The organism is Streptomyces sp. NPDC002845 (assembly GCF_053591955.1).
This window is the reverse complement of record NZ_JBSFUU010000002.1, coordinates 271,874-289,478: the sequence shown is the minus strand read 5'-3', so window position 1 is coordinate 289,478 and position 17,605 is coordinate 271,874. Positions and strand designations below refer to the sequence as shown.

Sequence of the window (17,605 nt, the reverse complement as noted above, 5' to 3'; positions counted from 1 at the left end):
GCTCTCGGTGGGGCGCGGGGGGCCCGTTTTATCTCCCCCCCTTACTATTTGGTTTTACCTGGTCGGTACATGGCGCGGCGCGGCGGGCGGGCCCGGCCCCCCCCCCCCCCCCCCCACAGCCGTAGTCACAGGAATCGACCTCAGTGGCCGCTTGCCCCGTAGACGGTGGTGAAGCTGGTGCCCGCAGCGCCGTCGACGCCAGTGACCAGCGTCACGCCAACGCATATACAACAGCCCGGACGCGGGGCACCAGCAGACGGACATAGGCCACGTTCGGGCAGGTCCACGGCCTTTCTCCCCGGAACGAGCGAGCCCCGGCCCCGCGCGGTCCTCGTCAGGTGAGGACCGGCGGGCCCGGGGTCCACGGTCGGTCGGAGTCCGTTTACTCGGTGTCGTCAGGCCAGGGGTCCTGGCCCGCCGCCTTGATGCGCCCCTCCTCCGCTCCCGTCAGGAAACACGGACCGGCCGCACCCCATTCCATCGCCCCGGACAGCAGCGAATCATCGTCGTCCTTGGCGCTAAGGGTCCGGTGCAGGAACTCGACTCGGTCCTGTTCCTCCCCGACGGTCGCTGCCCGGCGGTGCGGGACGCACGGGACGTACGCGACCATGGCCCTCATGCCGCCCGCAAAACACCCCAATAGCCCGTCCGGCCGTCGCCCCTTCACCCCCCTGGACTTCCAACTCGTCCTCCTCCGCCGCATGGCCGACCACAACCCCGACCTCGTCGAGGACGCCCGCCACCGCCTGGGCGTCTCCATCGCCGACATGCGCGAGGCGAACAAGCGCTGGCAGGCCATGGTCCGCTCCCCGCGCTCCCGCGCCCCGGTCTCCCGCTACCGCTCGATCCTGGGCACACCCGAGTCGACGACTCCCCGGCGCATCGGCGACCTGGACTGCGAAGCCCTCCTCTGGCCCGTCCCCCTCTGGCCCGACCTCCGCTTCGAGGTGCTGCTGGCGCCGAACGGTGCGGTGTGGAACGAGTGGCTGGTACGGGCCCCGGGAGCCGCGGGGCCACAGCTACGCACGCTGGACGACCTCACCCCCTGGTCCTGCACGGTCGACGAGGTCGCCCGCGCCTTCGCGCCCGCCCGGCCCTTGGAGGGGACGGCGCCGACGCGGTGGGGGCTGGCGTTCACGGCGCCGGATGCCTCGGGGGTGCGGCGGGAGTGCGTGGCGGAGTTCACGTGGGGGTTGTTGCAGCGGGTGGCCGTCAAGGGGTGAGGGCTGCGGCTTGCGGATCGGCCGCCAGGAGGAGACGGCGAGGGCCTTGCGAGTCGGCCGTCAGGGGGCGCCGGCGGCGGCCTTGAAGATCGCCTCGACGACACCGGGCACCGACCCCGCGTGCAGGTCGAGGAACAGATGCGGCTCGATCAGCTCCAGTTCCATCACGCACGGCTGCCCGTCCTCCCCGTCGACGAGGTCGACCCGGGCGTACAGCAGCTCGGGCTCCCCCGGTACGGCGGCCAACGCGCGCTCGGCGACGGCGAGTTCGGCGGAGGTGGGCTCCCAGGGGCGGACGTCCGGGTGGGGGACCTTCTGGGCGTCGTACGCGGTGCCGGGGGCGAGGACGGCGCCCTTGCGGATGGCGTGCAGGAGGCGGCCGCCGAAGAACTGCAGGGCGCGCTCGCCGGTGGTGTCGATGCCGGTCATGAAGGGCTGCACCATCGCGGTGAGGCCCTCGGCGTGCAGGCGGGCGATGTGCTGTACGGCGGTCTCCCGCTCACTGGGTGTGTAGCGGGCGGCGAAGCGGGAGCCCGCGCCGAAGGTGGGCTTGACGACGTATTCGTGGTCGTCGGGCAGGTCGACGGGTTCGCCGGGCGCGAGATAGCGGGTCGGGACGGTGGGCACGCCCGCCTTCACCAGCTCGCCGAGGTACCGCTTGTCGGCGTTCCAGCGCACAACCTCCGGCGGATTGGCCAGCCGTGTCGCCTTCCCGCACCGCTCGGCCCACGCGGTGAACTCGGCCGCCCGGTCCCAGTAGTCCCAGGTGGACCGTATGACGGCGAGGTCGAAGCCGCTCCAGTCGACGCAGGGGTCGTCCCAGTACACGGCCTCCGCCCCGGCTCCCGCGTCCCTCAACGCGCTGACCAGCACCGGGAGATCGCGGTCCAGGCTCTCCTCAGCGCCAGGGTCGTAGGTGACGAGCGCGATGCGGGGAGCGGCGGTGCGTGCCACGGTGGACTCCATCCTCGTAACGACTGTTCCTGTCGCATGTTCCTGTCACGTGTGCGTGCCGCGAGGCTAACAACGGCCCCCGCGACCGGGACAACCCATTTGACCTTCACCTTTGGTGAAGCCCCAGCATCGGTGGCGGAACGAGGAACGGCCGGACCCGAGGGAGAACCGTGGGCATGCTGACGATCGGAGCTTTCGCGAAGGCCACTCGGCTGTCGCCGAAGGCGCTGCGGCTGTACGACGAGCTGGAGCTGCTGCGGCCCGCGCGGGTCGACCCGGAGACGGGTTACCGCTACTACGCCGTTGAGCAGCTGGAGCGGGCGCGGCTGGTGGCGTGGTTGCGGCGGCTGGGCATGCCGCTCGCCCGTATCCGGCAAGTGTGCGAGCTGGAGCCGAGGGCTGCGGCGTGCGAGATCCGGGCCTACTGGTCCCAGGTCGAGGCCGAGACGGCGACCCGCCGGGACCTGGCGACGTTCCTCGTGGACCACCTGACAGGAACCGCTGGAAAGGACACCACCATGCTGGAACTCCGTTACGCCTCCCTCTCCGACACCGGCCAGGTCCGGCCCGCCAACCAGGACACCGCCTACGCCGGCGCCCGCGTCCTCGCCGTGGCCGACGGCTTCGGCACGGGCGGGGCCCCGGCGAGCACGGCCGCCGTGGAGGCCCTGAAGTCCCTGGACCGCGAGACACTCCCCGCCGGGAGCGTGCTGAACCTGCTGGAGGACGCGGTGCAGGGGGCGACACAGGCGGTACGGAACATCGCGTCCACCGAAGAGGACGGCACCACCCTCACCGCGATGCTCTGGACCGGCTCCCAGCTCGCCCTGGTCCACATCGGCGACTCCCGCGCCTACCTCCTCCGCGACGGCGAACTCTTCCAGATCACCCACGACCACACCCTCGTCCAGTCGATGATCGACGAGGGCCGCCTGACCCCCGACGAGGCCGCCACGCACCCCCAACGCGCCCTGCTTCTCAAGGGCCTGTTCGGCGGCACCGCCTCCCCCACCCCCGACCTGCGCCTCCAGGACGCCCGCCCCGGCGACCGCTATCTCCTCTGCTCCGACGGGCTGTCGTCGGTCGTCCCGACGGCGGACATCGAGCGCGTGCTGTCATCGGGCGCACCTCCCGAGGACGCGGTACGCACGCTGGTCGGCGAGGCGAACGGGGCGGGTGGGCCGGGCAACGTGAGCTGTGTGGTGGCGGATGTGGTGGAGGGTGGGGAGGAGGAGCGGACCGACTACTCGGGTTGAGAGAGGCCACATAGCCGTACGCCGGGCAGAGGGGAACCGGAACCGGATTCCTCCTCTGCCCCACCGTCCCGGCCCGCAGGTACACGCACGCGAGGCACCCGCCACGCGCTCAGCGCAGGTCGAGCAGCATCACGTCATGAAGGTCCGCGCCCTCCCCCGGGCGCGCCTCGCCAACCTTGCGGTACCCCCACGCCCGATACGCGGCCGACGCCGCTTTGTTGTCCGGGTGGACGTTGAGCAGTACCCGTTCGGTCTCGACGCCGTCGAGCAGCGTCTCGTGCAGGCGGCGCGCGATGCCCTGCCCGCGCCACGGTACGCGCACGGCAAGTTCCATGAGCCCGAAGGTGCGGTGTCCGTCCTCGCGCCGCACGTGGTCGGGCACGGGCGCGGTCAGTTGGTCCCACCAGCCGGTGTCGGGGCTGAGCGGGTAGCCGTATGCCATGCCGACCGGCTCGCCGCCCTCGGTACGGGCCAGCGTGGCGCGGAAGGTGGCTTTGCGGGTCTGGGAGCGGAAGCGCCGGAAGGTGGCCGCGACGTCGTCTTCGGTCTCGTTGTACGGCGGTTCCGCGAACGCTTCGGCGTAGACGAGCCGGAACGCGTCCTCGGCCTGTGCGGCGGTCGGTCCGTCCATGAGTTCTACGGTGATGGTTTCTCGCTGTGTCATGTGGCGCCCTCTCCGACAGTCTCGCGGATGCGCTCGCCGCACTCGCGGGCCGTAGCGCTGTCGATCCGGGGCCGTGCACCTCGGGTAGAAGGGTGAGGGCACCATCTCCAGCCGCCATAGCCTCCTCCAATTCCCGGATGCTGCCAAGGCCCGACCCAGTCTGACGCGGGCGGGCAAACTGGTTACGCCTCAACGGCGTCGACTGCACGATCCGCAGGGATTCACGGGCAGTGACCACCGCCTTGGCGTGTTGCCCCAGGTCGACAGGCGGTTGTCATCCCTATGACGAAGCCAGTCGCAGCCATCCCCACCAGTGGTCGCCCTCAGCCCTCCCGCAGCTCGTCCTCTTGCTCCGTCCCATCCAACATGCGCTCTATCAGGGCGAGATGAGCCGTCTCCTCCGTGCGGCCGCGCGGCGGGTGCGTGCAACCCGGAACACGGATCTCTAGCGGCTGGGCGTAGATCGACGGAGGTTCGGCAGGCTCGGAGAGGCCGAGCTCCGCCCACACCACCTCGCCCCCGACAGCGGGCCGGTAGACGTCCCACTGCTTCGTAAGCGTGGAGATGAGCACCAAGCCGCGCCCGCCCTCGGCGCTTATGTCCGGGTCCTTCATCACCGGCGCGTCGTCGCTCCCGTCCCAGACCTCCACGAACAGGCTCGTCGCGACGGTGCGGAGCTGCACCCCGATCACATGGTGTGCCTCTATGTCCCACGTCTGGACTCCACGGACGCGACCGCGTGATCGGCAGGACAACGGCTGTCAGGTGCTGTGAACCGTGCGCTGGGCATGGGGGTCCGCCGCCGGGATGATGAGCGAGGTGAATGCGCCGCGCCGATCACCCAAGGGGAGTGGCAGCTGATGAGAGCGTGTGTTGTCGGGGCCGGCCCCGGGGGAATCGTCGCCGCCAAGGTGCTGCTGGAGAACGGCTTCGATGTCACGGTCTTGGACAAGTACCGGCAGGTCGGCGGGATCTGGTCGGCGGAGGGCTGCTACGACGGGCTGGCCAACCAGTCCGCGCTCCGCATCTTCGAGTTCGCGGACCTGCCCAACCGCTTGCACTTCGCCGGCGCGGTGGACACGCAACGCTACTTGGAGAAGTACGCCGAGACGTTCGGTGTGCTGGACCGCGTCCGGCCCGGCACCGAGGTGGTCTCCGTCCGGCCGGTGGAGGGGCCTGGGCGGGTGGGTGCGTCCGGTTGGTTGGTCGAGTCTCGGCCTGCTGGGGACGAGGCGGCGGAGGTTCGTCGCGAGACGTTCGACTATGTCGTGGTCGCCAGTGGGGCTCATCATCATGCCCAGCTGCCCGAGTTGCCGGGGCGTGAGTTGTTCAGCGGGACCGTGCTGCACTCCAACGAGGTGCGGGCGGGGACGTTCGCCGGCCGGCGTGTGGTCGTCGTGGGTGGTGGCAAGTCCGCGTTGGATCTGGTCACCCGCGCCGCGGGCGAGGCTGCGTCGGCCACCCTCGTGCAGCGCAAGGTGAACTGGATGGTCCCGGAGCGGCTCCTGTTCGGTCTGGTCGGCTACAAGTGGATCCTGTTCACGCGGCTCGGTGAGGCGCTCCTGCCCCGCTACCACGATCCGGCCTGCGTCCGTCCGATCGACCGGATCGACGAACGGGTCAAGCGGGCTCTGTGGTGGCTGATCACCCGCGACATGCTGATTTCGACCGGGCTGTACCGGCTGCCGAGGCAGTTGCGGCCCGCTCACGCGCTCCCCTTCCACCTGGCCCACGCTGGAGTGATGCCACGCGGCTACGCGCGGGCCGTCCGCAGAGGCCTGATCACGTCCAAGGTCAGTGCTGTCGAGGCGTACACCGGCAAGGGGCTGCGACTGGCGACCGGCGAGGACGTGGCGGCGGATGTCATCGTGTTCGCCACGGGGCACCACAAAGTCTTCCCGTTCCTGGATCCGAGCGTGCGCGTGCACGATGACGACGGGCGGCTGCGGCTCTACCGAGGCATCGTGCCCCCCGGCGCCGACCGGTTGGGGTTCGTCGGTTTCCGGCAGGTCTTCAACAACATCATGGGCGTGGAACTCACCGCGCACTGGCTGACCCGTTATTTCCGGGCGACGCTGCGCACCACCCCGGGCGAGCAGGAGATACGGAGGGCCATCGACGCTCGCCTGGCCTGGCAGGAGCGGGTGCTGCCGGGCTCCGGCGGCTACGACTTCGGCCCGTACGACATCCACTGCGCGGACGAGCTCCTGCACGACATGGGGTTGCCGTCCCGCCGCGCCGGCAACCTGCTGGCCGAGTACCTGCTTCCCGGCGGAGTCGCACACCGCTACGCGGGCCTGACTCGATCGGGTTCGGCGAAGACGTGAGCCCGTTCTCGACGTACGGCGCGCCGGTGTCGGCCGCGGCACCGGACGTCGACCGCGAGCGCTTCTTCAGGCAGCTCATGCTGTACGGGGGCATCGTGGTGGCAGTGGTACCCGCGGTGGTCTGGCTGGTCATGGTCGTACCCGCCTGGGGGTAGCACACACGAACGATGGCAACCTTGCAGAGCACCAGCAACCGACCAAGGAGTACGACGCGTGACCTCCCTCTTCCCGGCCCTCACCGGCGACGTCCCCGCCGAGCGGCCCGCCCTGCGGTTCGGTGAGCGCTCCCTTACGTACGCGGAGCTGGCCGCCACGGCGAGCGCCCTCGCGGCCCGGGTCTCCGGCGCGGGCCGGGTCGCCGTCTGGGCCACCCCCACGCTGGAGACGGCCGTCGGGGTCGTGGCCGCGCTGCTGGCCGGAGTGCCCGCCGTCCCGCTCAACCCCAAGTCGGGCGGGAGCGAGCTGGGGCACATCGTCGACGACAGCACGCCCTCCCTCGTCCTCACCTCACCGGGCGCCGAACTCTCCTCCGCCCTCGCCGGCCTGGAGCGCGTCGACGTCGACGTACAGGAACAAGGGCAAGGGCCAGGACCGCGGCCGGAAGACCCCGCCTCCCCCGCCCTCGTCGTCTACACCTCCGGCACCACCGGCCCGCCCAAGGGCGCCGTCATCCCCCGCCGCGCCATCGCCACAACCCTGGACGCGCTGGCCGACGCCTGGCGGTGGACCGGCGACGACGTACTCGTGCACGGCCTGCCCCTCTTCCATGTGCACGGCCTGATCCTGGGCATCCTGGGCCCGCTGCGGCGCGGCGGCTCTGTACGCCACCTCGGCCGGTTCAGCGCCGAGGGCGTGGCGCGGGAGCTGAACGACGGCGCGACGATGCTGTTCGGGGTGCCGACGATGTACCACCGGCTCGCGGAGGCGCTCCCCGAGGACCCGGCGCTGGCGAAGGCGCTCGGCCGGGCGCGGCTGCTGGTCTCCGGCTCGGCCGCGCTGCCGGTGCACGACCACGAGCGGATCGCGGCGGCGACCGGGCGGCGGGTCATCGAGCGGTACGGCATGACGGAGACCCTCATGAACACGAGCGTGCGCGCGGACGGTGAACCGCGCCCCGGAACCGTCGGAGTCCCGCTGCCCGGTGTCGAGTTGAGGCTCGTCGACGAGGATGGTTCGCCCCTCACCTCGTACGACGGCGAGACCGTCGGTGAGATCCAGGTGCGCGGCCCGAACCTCTTCACCGAGTACCTCAACCGGCCCGAAGCCACCGCCGCCGCGTTCACGGAGGACGGCTGGTTCCGCACGGGTGACATGGCGGTCCGCGACCCCGACGGGTACGTACGGATCGTCGGCCGCAAGGCCACCGACCTGATCAAGAGCGGGGGTTACAAGATCGGCGCGGGCGAGATCGAGAACGCGCTCCTCGAACACCCGGCCGTCCGCGAGGCCGCGGTCACCGGCGAACCGGACGACGACCTCGGCGAGCGCATCGTGGCCTGGATCGTGCCGGCCACGCAGCCGTACGAGGGCCTGGACGCCGAACTCTCCCGCCACGTCGCCGACCGCCTCGCACCCCACAAACGCCCCCGCACCGTGCGCTTCATCGACACCCTCCCCCGCAACGACATGGGCAAGATCATGAAGCGGGCGCTGAAGCATGCCTGACCCCCGCATGCCTGGCCCCCTCATGCCTGATTCCCACATGCCCGACCGCGCGACCGACCGCGCGACCGGCCGCTTCTCCGCCCGCAAGGCGATCGCCCTCGTGGCGACCGGCTTCGACGAACTGCCCGTCCCCGCCAAGGAGTACGAGCCCGACGGTCCTCTCTCCTGGCACGGCTACGACGCCTCCCGCGCCCGTGCCGCCGAGCGCACCGGCGAGGAGGAGTCCGTGGTCTGCGGGCGCGCGGTCATCGGCGGTACGGAGGCCGTGCTGATCTCGTTCGAGTTCGGCTTCCTCGGCGGCTCGCTCGGCGAACGCACCGGTGACCGGCTGGAGTCGGCGTACGTGCATGCGCGCGAGCACCGGCTGCCCGTGGTCTCGCTCGTGGCGACGGGCGGGAGCCGGATGCAGGAGGGCATGCGGGCGCTGGCCCAACTCCAGCGGGTGGCACGGCAGTCGGCGCTCACCCGGGAGGCGGGGCTGCCGCAGATCGCCGTGCTGCGGGACCCGACGACCGGCGGCGGCTGGGCCACCCTGGGCGCCGGCGCCGATGTGATCCTGGCGCTGCCCGGCGCCCAGGTCGGCTTCGCCGGCTCCCGGGTCCGCCCGCCCGACGCGGACCCGGCGGCGTACACGGCCGAGGCCCAGGTGGCGGCGGGGGCGGCCGACGCGGTCGTACGGCCGGAGGCGCTGCGGGAGACGCTGGGGCTGTGGCTGGGGCTGCTGACGAAGCCCTTGGCGGAAGCGGCAGCCCCGCCAGAGGCTCCGAGGGCGCTCACCGACCTTCCCGCCACCGGCTGGGACGCCGTCCTGCGCGCCCGCTCCCCCGAACGCCCGCGTGCCGAGGCCTACTTGGACGCGCACTTCACCCGCCGTACGACGATCAGCGGCGACCGCTGCGGCGGCACCGACCCCGGCATGCTGTGCGGCTTCGGTGAACGCGAGGGCCGGACGATCGCCTACGCGGCGCAGTGCGGCACGGCCACCCGCCCCGCCGGATACCGCACCGCCGCCCGGCTGATCCGTCTCGCCGGGCAACTAGGCATCCCCGTACTGACGTTGGTGGACACCCCGGGTGCCGCAAACGACGCCGAGGCCGAGCGGCAGGGCGCGGGCGCGGCGATCGCGGACCTGTTCACTGCGGTGGCCACCGCCCGTACCCCCGTCACCACGCTGGTCGTCGGCGAGGGCGGGTCGGGCGGCGCGCTCGCACTGGCCGCGCCCGGCAACACCTGGGCCGCGCCGGACAGTTACTTCTCCGTCATCGCCCCGGAGCCGGCCGCCGCGATCCTCAAGCGCCCCGAGGACCAGGTACGCGCCACGGCCGATCAACTCCGGGTACGGCCGCAGGACTTGGTCGACCTGGGGGTTGTGCGAGGCATTACCGGGGGCGCTACCGCACCCCGACCGCCGGGATGACCTCCTGTCCGCCCTGTCCGCCCTGTCCGAGCGCCGCCATGCGCGTCTTGTGCACGGCCTGTGGAGGACGGGACAACCCGAGTACCGTGCGTGACAATAGGAAAGTCAAGCGTCACGAACGAGGGAAATGAGGGACGGGGGCGGAGTGGAAGGCTTGGTGCAGTTCAAGACGGACGACGGTGCCGTGATCGCTGTGGAGGCCGCCGAGGACGAGGTCGGCTCGCGTCTCGTGGCCCGTGGTGACGACGGGACGGTGCAGGCGGCGCGTACCTTCGAGGGTGCCCTGGACAGTGCGCGGGCCGCCGCCGCGTCGGCGCTGCGGGTGTTCCGGGACGGCTCGCTCCAACCCGACTCCGTGGAGATCGAGTTCGGGGTGAAGCTGACGGCGGAGGCGGGCGCGCTGATCGCGAAGAGCGCGGTCGAGGGGCACCTCCTGGTCAAGCTGTCCTGGTCGCCCAAGTCGCCCGACGGCTCGCCGGAGCCCGCCGCGACCTCATGACCAGCGCTTCCTGGCAGGCAAGGATCAGCTGCGGACGTGACACGGGCGCCGGTTTCCTGGTCACCGAACGGCATGTCGTCACCTGCGCGCATGTCGTGGCCCGCAGCCACACGGAAAAGGTGAGCGTCTCCTTCGCCCATCCCCGGACGGGCCAGGAGGCGATCCCCGCCCGGGTCGTCGCCGACGGCGGCTGGGACGGGCGTGACACGGACCCCGGCGACCTCGCCGTCCTCGAACTGGACCACGAAGTCCCGGTCGAACCGGCCGAGTTCGCGGCTCCCTACGACGCGTACGGGGACCCGCCGCGCCGCCTGGTCGCGTACGGCTTTCCGAAGCGGTACGAGGAGGGGACGCTCGCCGAGTACCGGGCCACCGCCGACCAGTTGATCGCCGGGGAGTGGGTGCAGCTGGAGGCGTGGGCCGAGCGCGGGCAGCCGCTGGCGCCCGGGTTCAGCGGCGCGGCGGTGACGCTCGCGGACAGCGGCCGGGTCGTCGGCATGGTCTCGGCGGCCTCCCGCAGCCCCGAGATCCGCAACGGCCGGATGCTGCCCGCGCATGTCATGGCCCGCTACTGGCCACGCCTGGGCGACCTGATCCCGACCCCCGAGTACGACCGCGCGCAGAAGGAACGGCTCCGGCTGCTGGTGGAGGAGGCGGACCGGCACGTCGGCCCGGAGTGCGGCCCGCGGCGCCTCTACCACGACGCCGTCGGCCGGCTGGGCCCGCCGCCCCCGGCGCACGGCTTCGCCTCTCTGTGGGACGCGGCCTGGTACCTCCTGTCCGAGGTGCCCGATCCGCGGGCGGCCGTGCGGTTCGCGGGCCGTGTCGCCGACTTCGTCGAGCACGCGCCGACGCGGGCCGCGCTGCGGTCGTGGCCGCAGACCGGCCGAACCACGGTGGCCGGCGGCACCGCGGTGCCCGCGCGGGGCAGGGTCCGTACGAAGGGCGTCCGCAACTGGTCCCCGATCCTGGTGGAGATCGCGCCCAGCGGCCGCGGCGACCAGCAGTTCCTGGTGGAGGTGTCCGCGTACGGCGGGCAGTACCGCCGGGTGGTCGGCTCGCGTCGGCTGACCGCCGACCGGGTGCGGTCGTACGCCCTGGAGCGCATCGACGAGGCGTACCACGAACTGGAGCCGGGCGCCCGGGAGTTGATCGCCTTCGTGCTGCCGCGCCGCTGGCTCAACGCGGACGTGGCGCACTGGCAGCGCAGCGCCGACGACGACAGCCCCCTCGGCTCCTTCGCGCCCCTCGTGGTCATGGACCTGGAGCGGCGGCGCAGCGGTGGGCTCCAGCACAAGCTGCTGCAGAAGTGGGAGCGCCTCGACGCCCAGCCGTCGGCCCGGCTGCACCGTATCGGCTGCGCGTCCGGCCACGACCCGGTGAAGCTGACCATCGGGCTGCGCCGGGGCGCCGACATGGTCGGCTTCGGCTCCCCGCCCCGCGCGGACGGCGCCCGGCGGCTGTTCCAGGCGAGCCTGAACGCGGCCGTGCCGGTGATGCTGTGGCCCCGCTCCGGCTGCCGGGGCGGGCCCTCGCACGAGGACTGCCGGGGCGCCTTCTTCCTGGACCGCCTGGCCGAACACCTCGCCGATCTGCCGCCGAGTGAACTCCCGTCGTACGTCCATGAGTTGCGCGAGACCGCGTACGCCTCCGAGTCGGCGGAGCCCCATTGGGCGTACGATCTGGCGCTGCTCTGGGAGGATCCCCGCTGTCTGCCCGATCCGGTCGGCTACCAGCACTCACCCGTCGGCTGACCTCGACACCTCGACACCGTAACCGCACTGCACGGCCAGTACCGCCAGTACCGCCAGTACCGCCCGAGGAGAACCGAACCATGTCCCTGTGGCCCGTCTACACGGGTACGAGCGAGCCCCACGACGGCATCGAGCGGCTGCCCGAGCCGCCGCCGTGGCGTGCCTTCGACGGCGGCCCGGCCCTGGCGACCCCGGCCGAGGACGAGGACACCTCGGCCGCCTCCCCGGACCGGCTGCACCGAGCCCGCACCTACCGCGCCACCGACCGCGCGGTCCAACTCGTCAACGCCGCCCTGTACTTGCGGCGCCCGCTGCTGGTGACCGGCCCGCCCGGCAGCGGCAAGTCGAGCCTCGTCCACGCCGTGGCGAGGGAGCTCCGGCTCGGCCCGGTCCTGCGCTGGAACGTCACCAGCCGGACCACCCTCCACGACGGCCTCTACCAGTACGACCCGCTCTCCCGCCTGTACGCCGCCGGACGCGCCGCCGCCCGCGAGCTCCCGCCCGACGGCGAGCTCCAGGACCACCTGCGCCTCGGCCCGCTGGGCACCGCCCTCCTGCCGTACGGCCGCCCCCGCGCCCTGCTCATCGACGAGATCGACAAGAGCGACCTCGACCTGCCGAACGACCTGCTCAACGTCCTGGAGGAGGGGCAGTACGAGATCCCCGAGCTGGTCCGCGCCGCCCGCCACACCCCCACCGCCGAGGTGATGATCGACGGCACGGACGACCGGGTGCCGGTGCGGCGGGGCCGGGTGCGCTGCCGGGCGTTCCCGTTCGTGGTGCTGACCAGCAACGGGGAGCGGGAGTTCCCGCCCGCGTTCCTGCGCCGCTGTGTCCGGCTGGAGCTGCACCAGCCGCGCGACGCCCAGTTGGAGCGGATCGTCCGCGCGCATCTGGGCGAGCCGGACGCGTACGGCCGCGATCTGATCGCCCGGTTCCTGGCCCGGGGTACGGACGGGGAGCTGGCCACGGACCAGCTCCTGAACGCGATCTACCTGACGGGCGCGGCGGGCATCGACGCGGCCTCCCGCGACGAACTGGCCGAGCAGCTGATGCCGTACCTGAGCCGGACTCCGGAGGAGTCGGACGAGTTCTGATGGTGTCGGAGGATGTGGACAGGGTCTGATGGTGTCGGAGGAGGCGGACAGGATCTGATGGCGTCCGGGGACGGTACGGCGGAGGGGGTCGGCCAGCTCGCCGAACTGCTCGCGGAGGCGGGCGGCGAGCCGCCGACCTCGGTCGAGCTCGCCGAACTGCTGTGGCTGGCGGGGCGCATGGAGGCGCCGGAGGAGTCCGGGGCCGCCGAGCCGGAGGCTCCCGACGCGCCCGCCGCCGCCTCGACACCCGCCGTACCGTCACCGGCCGCCCCTCCGCCCCCTCCCGCACAGGAGTCCACCGAACCCGAGGACCCGGACCCGGCCTCCGACTCCCCCAACGGCCGCGTCCCCCTGCGCCTCCCCGGCAGGGACACCGCGGCCACCGGGAACTCCTCCCACACCTCCCTCCTGGCCCCCGCGCCCCCGATGCTGTCCCACCCCCTCGCCCTCCAGCGCGCCCTGCGCCCCCTCAAGCGCCGGGTGCCCGCCCCCTACGGCCTGGAGCTGGACGAGGAGGCGACCGCGCACCGTATCGCCCGCCTCGGCGCGGGCCCACGCTGGTGGCTGCCGGTGCTGCGTCCGGCGACGGAACGCTGGCTGACGCTGCACCTCGTGTACGACTCGGGGCCGACCATGCCGGTCTGGCGCCCCCTGGTCCGCGAACTGCGCACCGCGCTCGCCCAGTCGGGCATCTTCCGCACGGTGCGGGTGCACCGCCTCGCGGCCGACGGAACCGTACGGCGGCCGGACGCGCAGGAGACGCCCGACCGTGCGGTGACGCTGCTGGTCAGCGACTGCATGGGCCCGCAGTGGCGCCAGGGCCCGGCGGGCGACCGCTGGTACCGCACCGTGCGGCGGTGGGCGGCCCGGATGCCGGTCGCCGTGGTCCAGCCCCTGCCCGAACGGCTGTGGCGGACCACGGCGTTGCCCGCCACGACCGCGCGGATCGCCTCGCCGTCGCCGGGGGCGCCCAACGCGGCGTACGACGTGGACTCGTACGCGCTGGACGGCACCAAGCCGGGTACTCTCGCTCTCCCCGTCCTGGAGCCCTCGGCGCCCTGGCTGGCCAACTGGTCGAGGATGGTGGCGGGTTCGGGCCCTGTCACGGGAGCCGTGGGCCTGCTGGGCTCGGCCCCGCCGCCCGCGCCGGTCGACCACGAGGGCCGTGGTGACGTGGAGCGGCTCTCCGCCGAGGAGCTCGTCCTCCGCTTCCGTTCCATGGCGTCCCCGGAGGCGTTCCGGCTGGCCGGTCATCTCGCCGTCGGGCGAGCCGAGTTGCCGGTCATGCGCCTGGTCCACGCGGCGGTCGAGCCGAACCCGCGGCCGCAGCACCTGGCCGAGGTGATCCTGAGCGGCGTCCTGACCACCGTGCCGGGTCCGGCGGGGTCGTACGAGTTCCGGCAGGGCGTACGCGAGATCCTGCTGCGCACACTGCCGCGCACCGCCCACGGCCGTACCTCCGAACTCCTCGCCCGCGTGGGCGCGTTGATCGACGAGCGGGCCGGGGTGGCGGCCGGGGACATCCGGGTGGCCGCGCCCGGTGGCGGGGAGGTCGCGGCGGAGGGCGAGCCGTTCGCGGCGGTGCGGGAGGAGAGTCTGGAGCGGCTGGGGGGCACGCCGCCGCGGCAGCGGTCCAGGGACCCGGAGCTGGTGCTGAACAGGTACCGGCTCCTACAGGAGTTGGGGCGGGGCTCACGGGTGTGGCGGGCCCTGGACACCCGGCTGGACCGGACCGTGGCGGTCTACCGCTACGACATCGACGAGGACCGGCACGAACAGTTCATGGAGTCGGCGAACGCCCTCACCGAGATCTTCGACGTCCATGTGATCACCGTCCTCGACTACGGCATCGACGACGGAGTCCCGTATCTGGTACGGGAGTTCGTGGAGGGGATCACCCTGTCGGAGCTCACCGCGCAGGGCGGCTTCCGGCTGCCGTACTGGATTCTCGCCCCGCTGGCCCACCAGGTCGCGCGCGGCCTGTCCACCGTGCACCACCACGGTCTGGGGCACGGCCGGCTCGCCCCGGACAACATCGTCGTGCGCCCGGACGGCTCGTTCGCCGTCACCCGTTTCACGCTGGGCACGGTGCGCAGGGGCACGGAGCGGAAGGACTTCCGCGACCTCGGGCGCCTGCTGATCGAGCTGGCGGGCGGCGGAACGGGGGCGCCGGACCAGCAGGAGGAGAGCGAGGGCGAACTGCCGCGCGGGCGGCGGCTGTTCCGGGCGCGGTTCAGCGAGGCGGTCGTCAGTCTCGTCGCCCCGGACCTGGACGAACAGCGTCGTGGCCGGGACCAGTTGCTGTCCCCGCACTTCGACGAGGTGCTTCAGGCCGCCGCGAGCGACCGGTACCGCTACCGGCTCCTGGGCCCGGTCCTCGTCACCCAGCGGGACCGCGCCCTGCCCGCCGCCTCCCCGGAGGAGCAGGCCCTGCTGTGCATGCTGCTCCTCGGGCGCGGCAAGCCGGTGGCGGACGCCGACCTGGCCACGGGGCTGTGGGGGAAACGGCCCCCGGAGAACGCGAGCCCGCTCCTGGCCTCGCACGCCGCCCGGCTGCGTGAGCTCCTGGGCCCCGGCATCGTGGCCACCACCTCCCACGGTTACGCCATCTACGCCCCGTCCGGCACCCTCGACGTGCACCGCTTCGAGGAGGTCGCCGCCGAGGCGCAGTCCCTCCGCGAGAGGGGTGACCCGGCGGCCGCCCGTACCGCCGTCCGGTCCGCCCTGGACCTCTGGCAGGGCGACGCCCTCGACGGCGTCCCCGGCCCCGCCGCCCGGCGCACCCGCACCCGGCACCTCGCCCGGCACCTCGCCCTGTGCACCCTGCGGGCCGAACTCGACCTGGAACTCGGCGACTTCGACCAAGCCGCGTCCGACCTCGCCGACCAGCTCCAGGACCGCCCCCGGGACGAGGGCCTGCGGCGGCTGTACGAGCGAGCCATGGAGGGGCTGCGCTCGGCGCCCAAGCCCGACCGGGGCATGATCGTCGTGGAGCTCGCCGAGCCGTCGGCAGGCCCGGAGGATCTCGACACCCTCGGCCGCACCCTGCATCGGGCGCTCTCCCTGAGCGACCTCGCGCCGGACCAGTACGAGCTCCTCGCCCGCGACAACGGCCACGTACTCCTCACCGAGCCCGGGGCCGACATCCTGTCCGTGCTGGATGTCATGCTGGTTGAACTACCCGATTCTCTGGGTGAGTTGGAGGAACCGATCAGGGTCCGGATCACCGCCTGGCACACCGCACGGTTCGACCGTACCGACCGCCCCGCGACACACCCCGGCCTTGAGGAGGCCTTCGGCCGCACGTCCGCGGACATCGTGGTCGTCCTCTCCCCCGTTCTGCACGACAGGTTCACCAGCAGCGGCCGACCCGACGCCCCGGGCCTCTTCCGGCCACTGCGCGGGGAGACGGGTGCTCCGCCCTTCGCCTGGTACCACGCGCTGACGTTCCCCGAGTCCGCATCCGAGCCCCGCGACCTCGTACGCGGCCCGTTCACCACCCGCGACCTCACCCTCGTCCGCGCCCCCGAACAGGGCCGCACCGCCGTCGTGCTCACGCAGCCCGACGGCTCCCTGGCCCTTCTCGACCCCGACCGCCCGCCGCCGGCCTCCCCCGCCACGTACTACCGGGTCGACCTCACCACCCACCGGGTCGGCCACGAACTGTCCCTGCCCAGCTCCGGCGACGGCGTCTTCACCACTACCGCCAACCTGTCCTGGCATGTCGACGACCCGGTCGCCTTCGTCCGCGGCGAGTCCGTCGACATCTCCGCACGCCTCATCGACCACCTCGCCAGGGAGGCGGGCCGCATCACCCGCCGTCACCCGCTCCGCCGTGCGGCAGCGGCCCAGCACGCGGTCCACGCCGGAGTCCGCGGGTGGCCGGTTCCGGGGGTGTCGGTGGCATGCTCGGTATGGCTGACGCCGGAGGGGGAGCCGTCGGCGGTCGCTCCGCGTCCGCCGGAGCAGGGTGCCGCCGCCGTCCTGGCCGACGCGGAGGCGGTGCTGCTCGGCTTCGACGATCCGTTGACCCAGCTGTACGCCGGGTGGGAGGTGGACCGCGCCAACCGTGACCTTGCCGCCCTTCTCGTGGAACTGCGCGACCCCGACGCGGCGTTGAGGGGGGAGCCGCTTGTCGCGCCTGGGGCGTCCTCGCCTCCGACGGAGATGTATCCCACGCCCCTGGACTTGATCCGCGGGCTCGCGGATCACCGCCAGGCAGCCGGTCTGCTCCGGGAACTCGACCGGATCGAAGAGCAAGCCGCGCGCAAGGCGTGGCCGCGCTCCTACGTCCGTGACCTGCTCCGCGTGCTCGCTGCCACTGGCCGGACCCCCGCCGTCGTCACGGACGTCTCGGCGGACGCCGTCGCCACGTTCCTGCGTCGCAGGAGCCTGACCAGGTGGGTGACCGGCGGAGTTCACAGCCGCTCCGAGGACGTCACCAAACTCCTGCCGAACCCCGACTGCCTGCTCCGAGCCCTGGATCAGCAGGGCGCCTCGCCGTCGAGCACCGTGCTGATCGGCTCCACCGTGGCCGAACTGACCGCCGCGCGGACCCTGGGCATCCGCTTCATCGGCTACGCACGCAGCCAGAAGCACGAGCGACACCTCCGCAGCGCCGGCTGCGAACACACCGTCACCTACCTCGACTCCCTCCTGCAGGCACTCCGCCCCACCACCTGACCCCCAGTCACAGATCCACCCGTCCAGCCGCACCCCACCCGGCCCACCCCAGCAGGCAGCCCCCGC

At 72.6% G+C, this 17,605-nt stretch carries 13 protein-coding genes and 1 pseudogene; 10 read left to right on the top strand and 4 right to left on the bottom strand.

Features of this window, described 5'->3' with window-relative positions; genetic code table 11:
- Positions 1 to 382: 382 nt before the first annotated feature.
- On the bottom strand, positions 383 to 619 hold the full coding sequence (locus ACWD3C_RS02500; RefSeq protein ID WP_451139206.1) for a hypothetical protein: 237 nt from the start codon (positions 617 to 619) through the stop codon (positions 383 to 385).
- On the opposite strand from ACWD3C_RS02500, the gene ACWD3C_RS02495 reads away from it, so the two are divergent.
- Complete coding sequence (locus ACWD3C_RS02495) at positions 609 to 1,223, top strand: hypothetical protein (protein WP_451139204.1); 615 nt, start codon at positions 609 to 611, stop codon at positions 1,221 to 1,223. The two genes, ACWD3C_RS02500 and ACWD3C_RS02495, sit on opposite strands and share 11 nt — an antisense overlap.
- Positions 1,224 to 1,283: 60 nt before the next feature.
- On the opposite strand, the gene ACWD3C_RS02490 is transcribed toward ACWD3C_RS02495, so the two are convergent.
- A complete protein-coding gene (locus ACWD3C_RS02490; protein ID WP_451139202.1) occupies positions 1,284 to 2,189 on the bottom strand; it encodes an ATP-grasp domain-containing protein in 906 nt (301 codons plus the stop codon).
- Between the two features lie 164 nt (positions 2,190 to 2,353).
- On the opposite strand from ACWD3C_RS02490, the gene ACWD3C_RS02485 reads away from it, so the two are divergent.
- On the top strand, positions 2,354 to 3,433 hold the full coding sequence (locus ACWD3C_RS02485; RefSeq protein WP_451139200.1) for a MerR family transcriptional regulator: 1,080 nt from the start codon (positions 2,354 to 2,356) through the stop codon (positions 3,431 to 3,433).
- A gap of 109 nt (positions 3,434 to 3,542) precedes the next feature.
- Here ACWD3C_RS02485 and ACWD3C_RS02480 read toward each other — a convergent pair whose 3' ends face one another.
- The gene (locus tag ACWD3C_RS02480) at positions 3,543 to 4,064 is read right to left on the bottom strand and encodes an N-acetyltransferase family protein (protein WP_451139198.1); all 522 of its coding nucleotides are present in this window, start codon (positions 4,062 to 4,064) and stop codon (positions 3,543 to 3,545) included.
- Between the two features lie 356 nt (positions 4,065 to 4,420).
- Complete coding sequence (locus tag ACWD3C_RS02475; protein WP_451139196.1) at positions 4,421 to 4,780, bottom strand: ATP-binding protein; 360 nt, start codon at positions 4,778 to 4,780, stop codon at positions 4,421 to 4,423.
- Between the two features lie 105 nt (positions 4,781 to 4,885).
- On the opposite strand from ACWD3C_RS02475, the gene ACWD3C_RS02470 reads away from it, so the two are divergent.
- From ACWD3C_RS02470 to ACWD3C_RS02435, 8 genes and pseudogenes are all read left to right on the top strand, one after another.
- Positions 4,886 to 6,424 carry a flavin-containing monooxygenase gene (locus ACWD3C_RS02470; RefSeq protein ID WP_451139230.1) on the top strand — a complete coding sequence of 513 codons (1,539 nt, stop codon included), beginning with the start codon at positions 4,886 to 4,888 and terminating at the stop codon, positions 6,422 to 6,424.
- Positions 6,418 to 6,579, top strand: a pseudogene (locus tag ACWD3C_RS02465) (SLC13 family permease); the annotation flags it as partial. The gene ACWD3C_RS02470 and the pseudogene ACWD3C_RS02465, both read left to right, overlap by 7 nt.
- Positions 6,580 to 6,637: 58 nt before the next feature.
- Positions 6,638 to 8,089 (top strand): acyl-CoA synthetase, encoded by a 1,452-nt coding sequence (locus ACWD3C_RS02460; protein WP_451139194.1) that lies wholly within the window; start codon positions 6,638 to 6,640, stop codon positions 8,087 to 8,089.
- 37 nt (positions 8,090 to 8,126) lie between these two features.
- Positions 8,127 to 9,506 (top strand): carboxyl transferase domain-containing protein, encoded by a 1,380-nt coding sequence (locus ACWD3C_RS02455; RefSeq protein WP_451139192.1) that lies wholly within the window; start codon positions 8,127 to 8,129, stop codon positions 9,504 to 9,506.
- Positions 9,507 to 9,651: 145 nt separating this feature from the next.
- The gene (locus ACWD3C_RS02450) at positions 9,652 to 10,005 is read left to right on the top strand and encodes a CU044_2847 family protein (protein ID WP_451139190.1); all 354 of its coding nucleotides are present in this window, start codon (positions 9,652 to 9,654) and stop codon (positions 10,003 to 10,005) included.
- A complete protein-coding gene (locus ACWD3C_RS02445) occupies positions 10,002 to 11,759 on the top strand; it encodes a VMAP-C domain-containing protein (protein WP_451139188.1) in 1,758 nt (585 codons plus the stop codon). The genes ACWD3C_RS02450 and ACWD3C_RS02445 overlap by 4 nt, the downstream gene beginning before the upstream one ends.
- Before the next feature lie 80 nt (positions 11,760 to 11,839).
- Positions 11,840 to 12,856 carry an AAA family ATPase gene (locus ACWD3C_RS02440; RefSeq protein WP_451139186.1) on the top strand — a complete coding sequence of 339 codons (1,017 nt, stop codon included), beginning with the start codon at positions 11,840 to 11,842 and terminating at the stop codon, positions 12,854 to 12,856.
- A 57-nt stretch (positions 12,857 to 12,913) separates the two neighbouring features.
- Entirely contained in the window at positions 12,914 to 17,539 is a 4,626-nt protein-coding gene (locus ACWD3C_RS02435) for an SAV_2336 N-terminal domain-related protein (protein ID WP_451139184.1), read from the top strand.
- Positions 17,540 to 17,605: the final 66 nt, after the last annotated feature.

Excerpts from the sequence above, each read along its gene's own strand:
- ACWD3C_RS02495 (WP_451139204.1), top strand. The coding sequence starts at position 609 with ATGGCCCTCATGCCGCCCGCAAAACACCCCAATAGCCCGTCCGGCCGT.
- ACWD3C_RS02500 (WP_451139206.1), bottom strand. The coding sequence starts at position 619 with ATGAGGGCCATGGTCGCGTACGTCCCGTGCGTCCCGCACCGCCGGGCA.
- ACWD3C_RS02490 (WP_451139202.1), bottom strand. The coding sequence starts at position 2,189 with ATGGAGTCCACCGTGGCACGCACCGCCGCTCCCCGCATCGCGCTCGTC.
- ACWD3C_RS02485 (WP_451139200.1), top strand. The coding sequence starts at position 2,354 with ATGCTGACGATCGGAGCTTTCGCGAAGGCCACTCGGCTGTCGCCGAAG.
- ACWD3C_RS02480 (WP_451139198.1), bottom strand. The coding sequence starts at position 4,064 with ATGGACGGACCGACCGCCGCACAGGCCGAGGACGCGTTCCGGCTCGTC.
- ACWD3C_RS02470 (WP_451139230.1), top strand. The coding sequence starts at position 4,886 with ATGGGGGTCCGCCGCCGGGATGATGAGCGAGGTGAATGCGCCGCGCCG.
- ACWD3C_RS02455 (WP_451139192.1), top strand. The coding sequence starts at position 8,127 with ATGCCCGACCGCGCGACCGACCGCGCGACCGGCCGCTTCTCCGCCCGC.
- ACWD3C_RS02445 (WP_451139188.1), top strand. The coding sequence starts at position 10,002 with ATGACCAGCGCTTCCTGGCAGGCAAGGATCAGCTGCGGACGTGACACG.
- ACWD3C_RS02440 (WP_451139186.1), top strand. The coding sequence starts at position 11,840 with ATGTCCCTGTGGCCCGTCTACACGGGTACGAGCGAGCCCCACGACGGC.
- ACWD3C_RS02435 (WP_451139184.1), top strand. The coding sequence starts at position 12,914 with ATGGCGTCCGGGGACGGTACGGCGGAGGGGGTCGGCCAGCTCGCCGAA.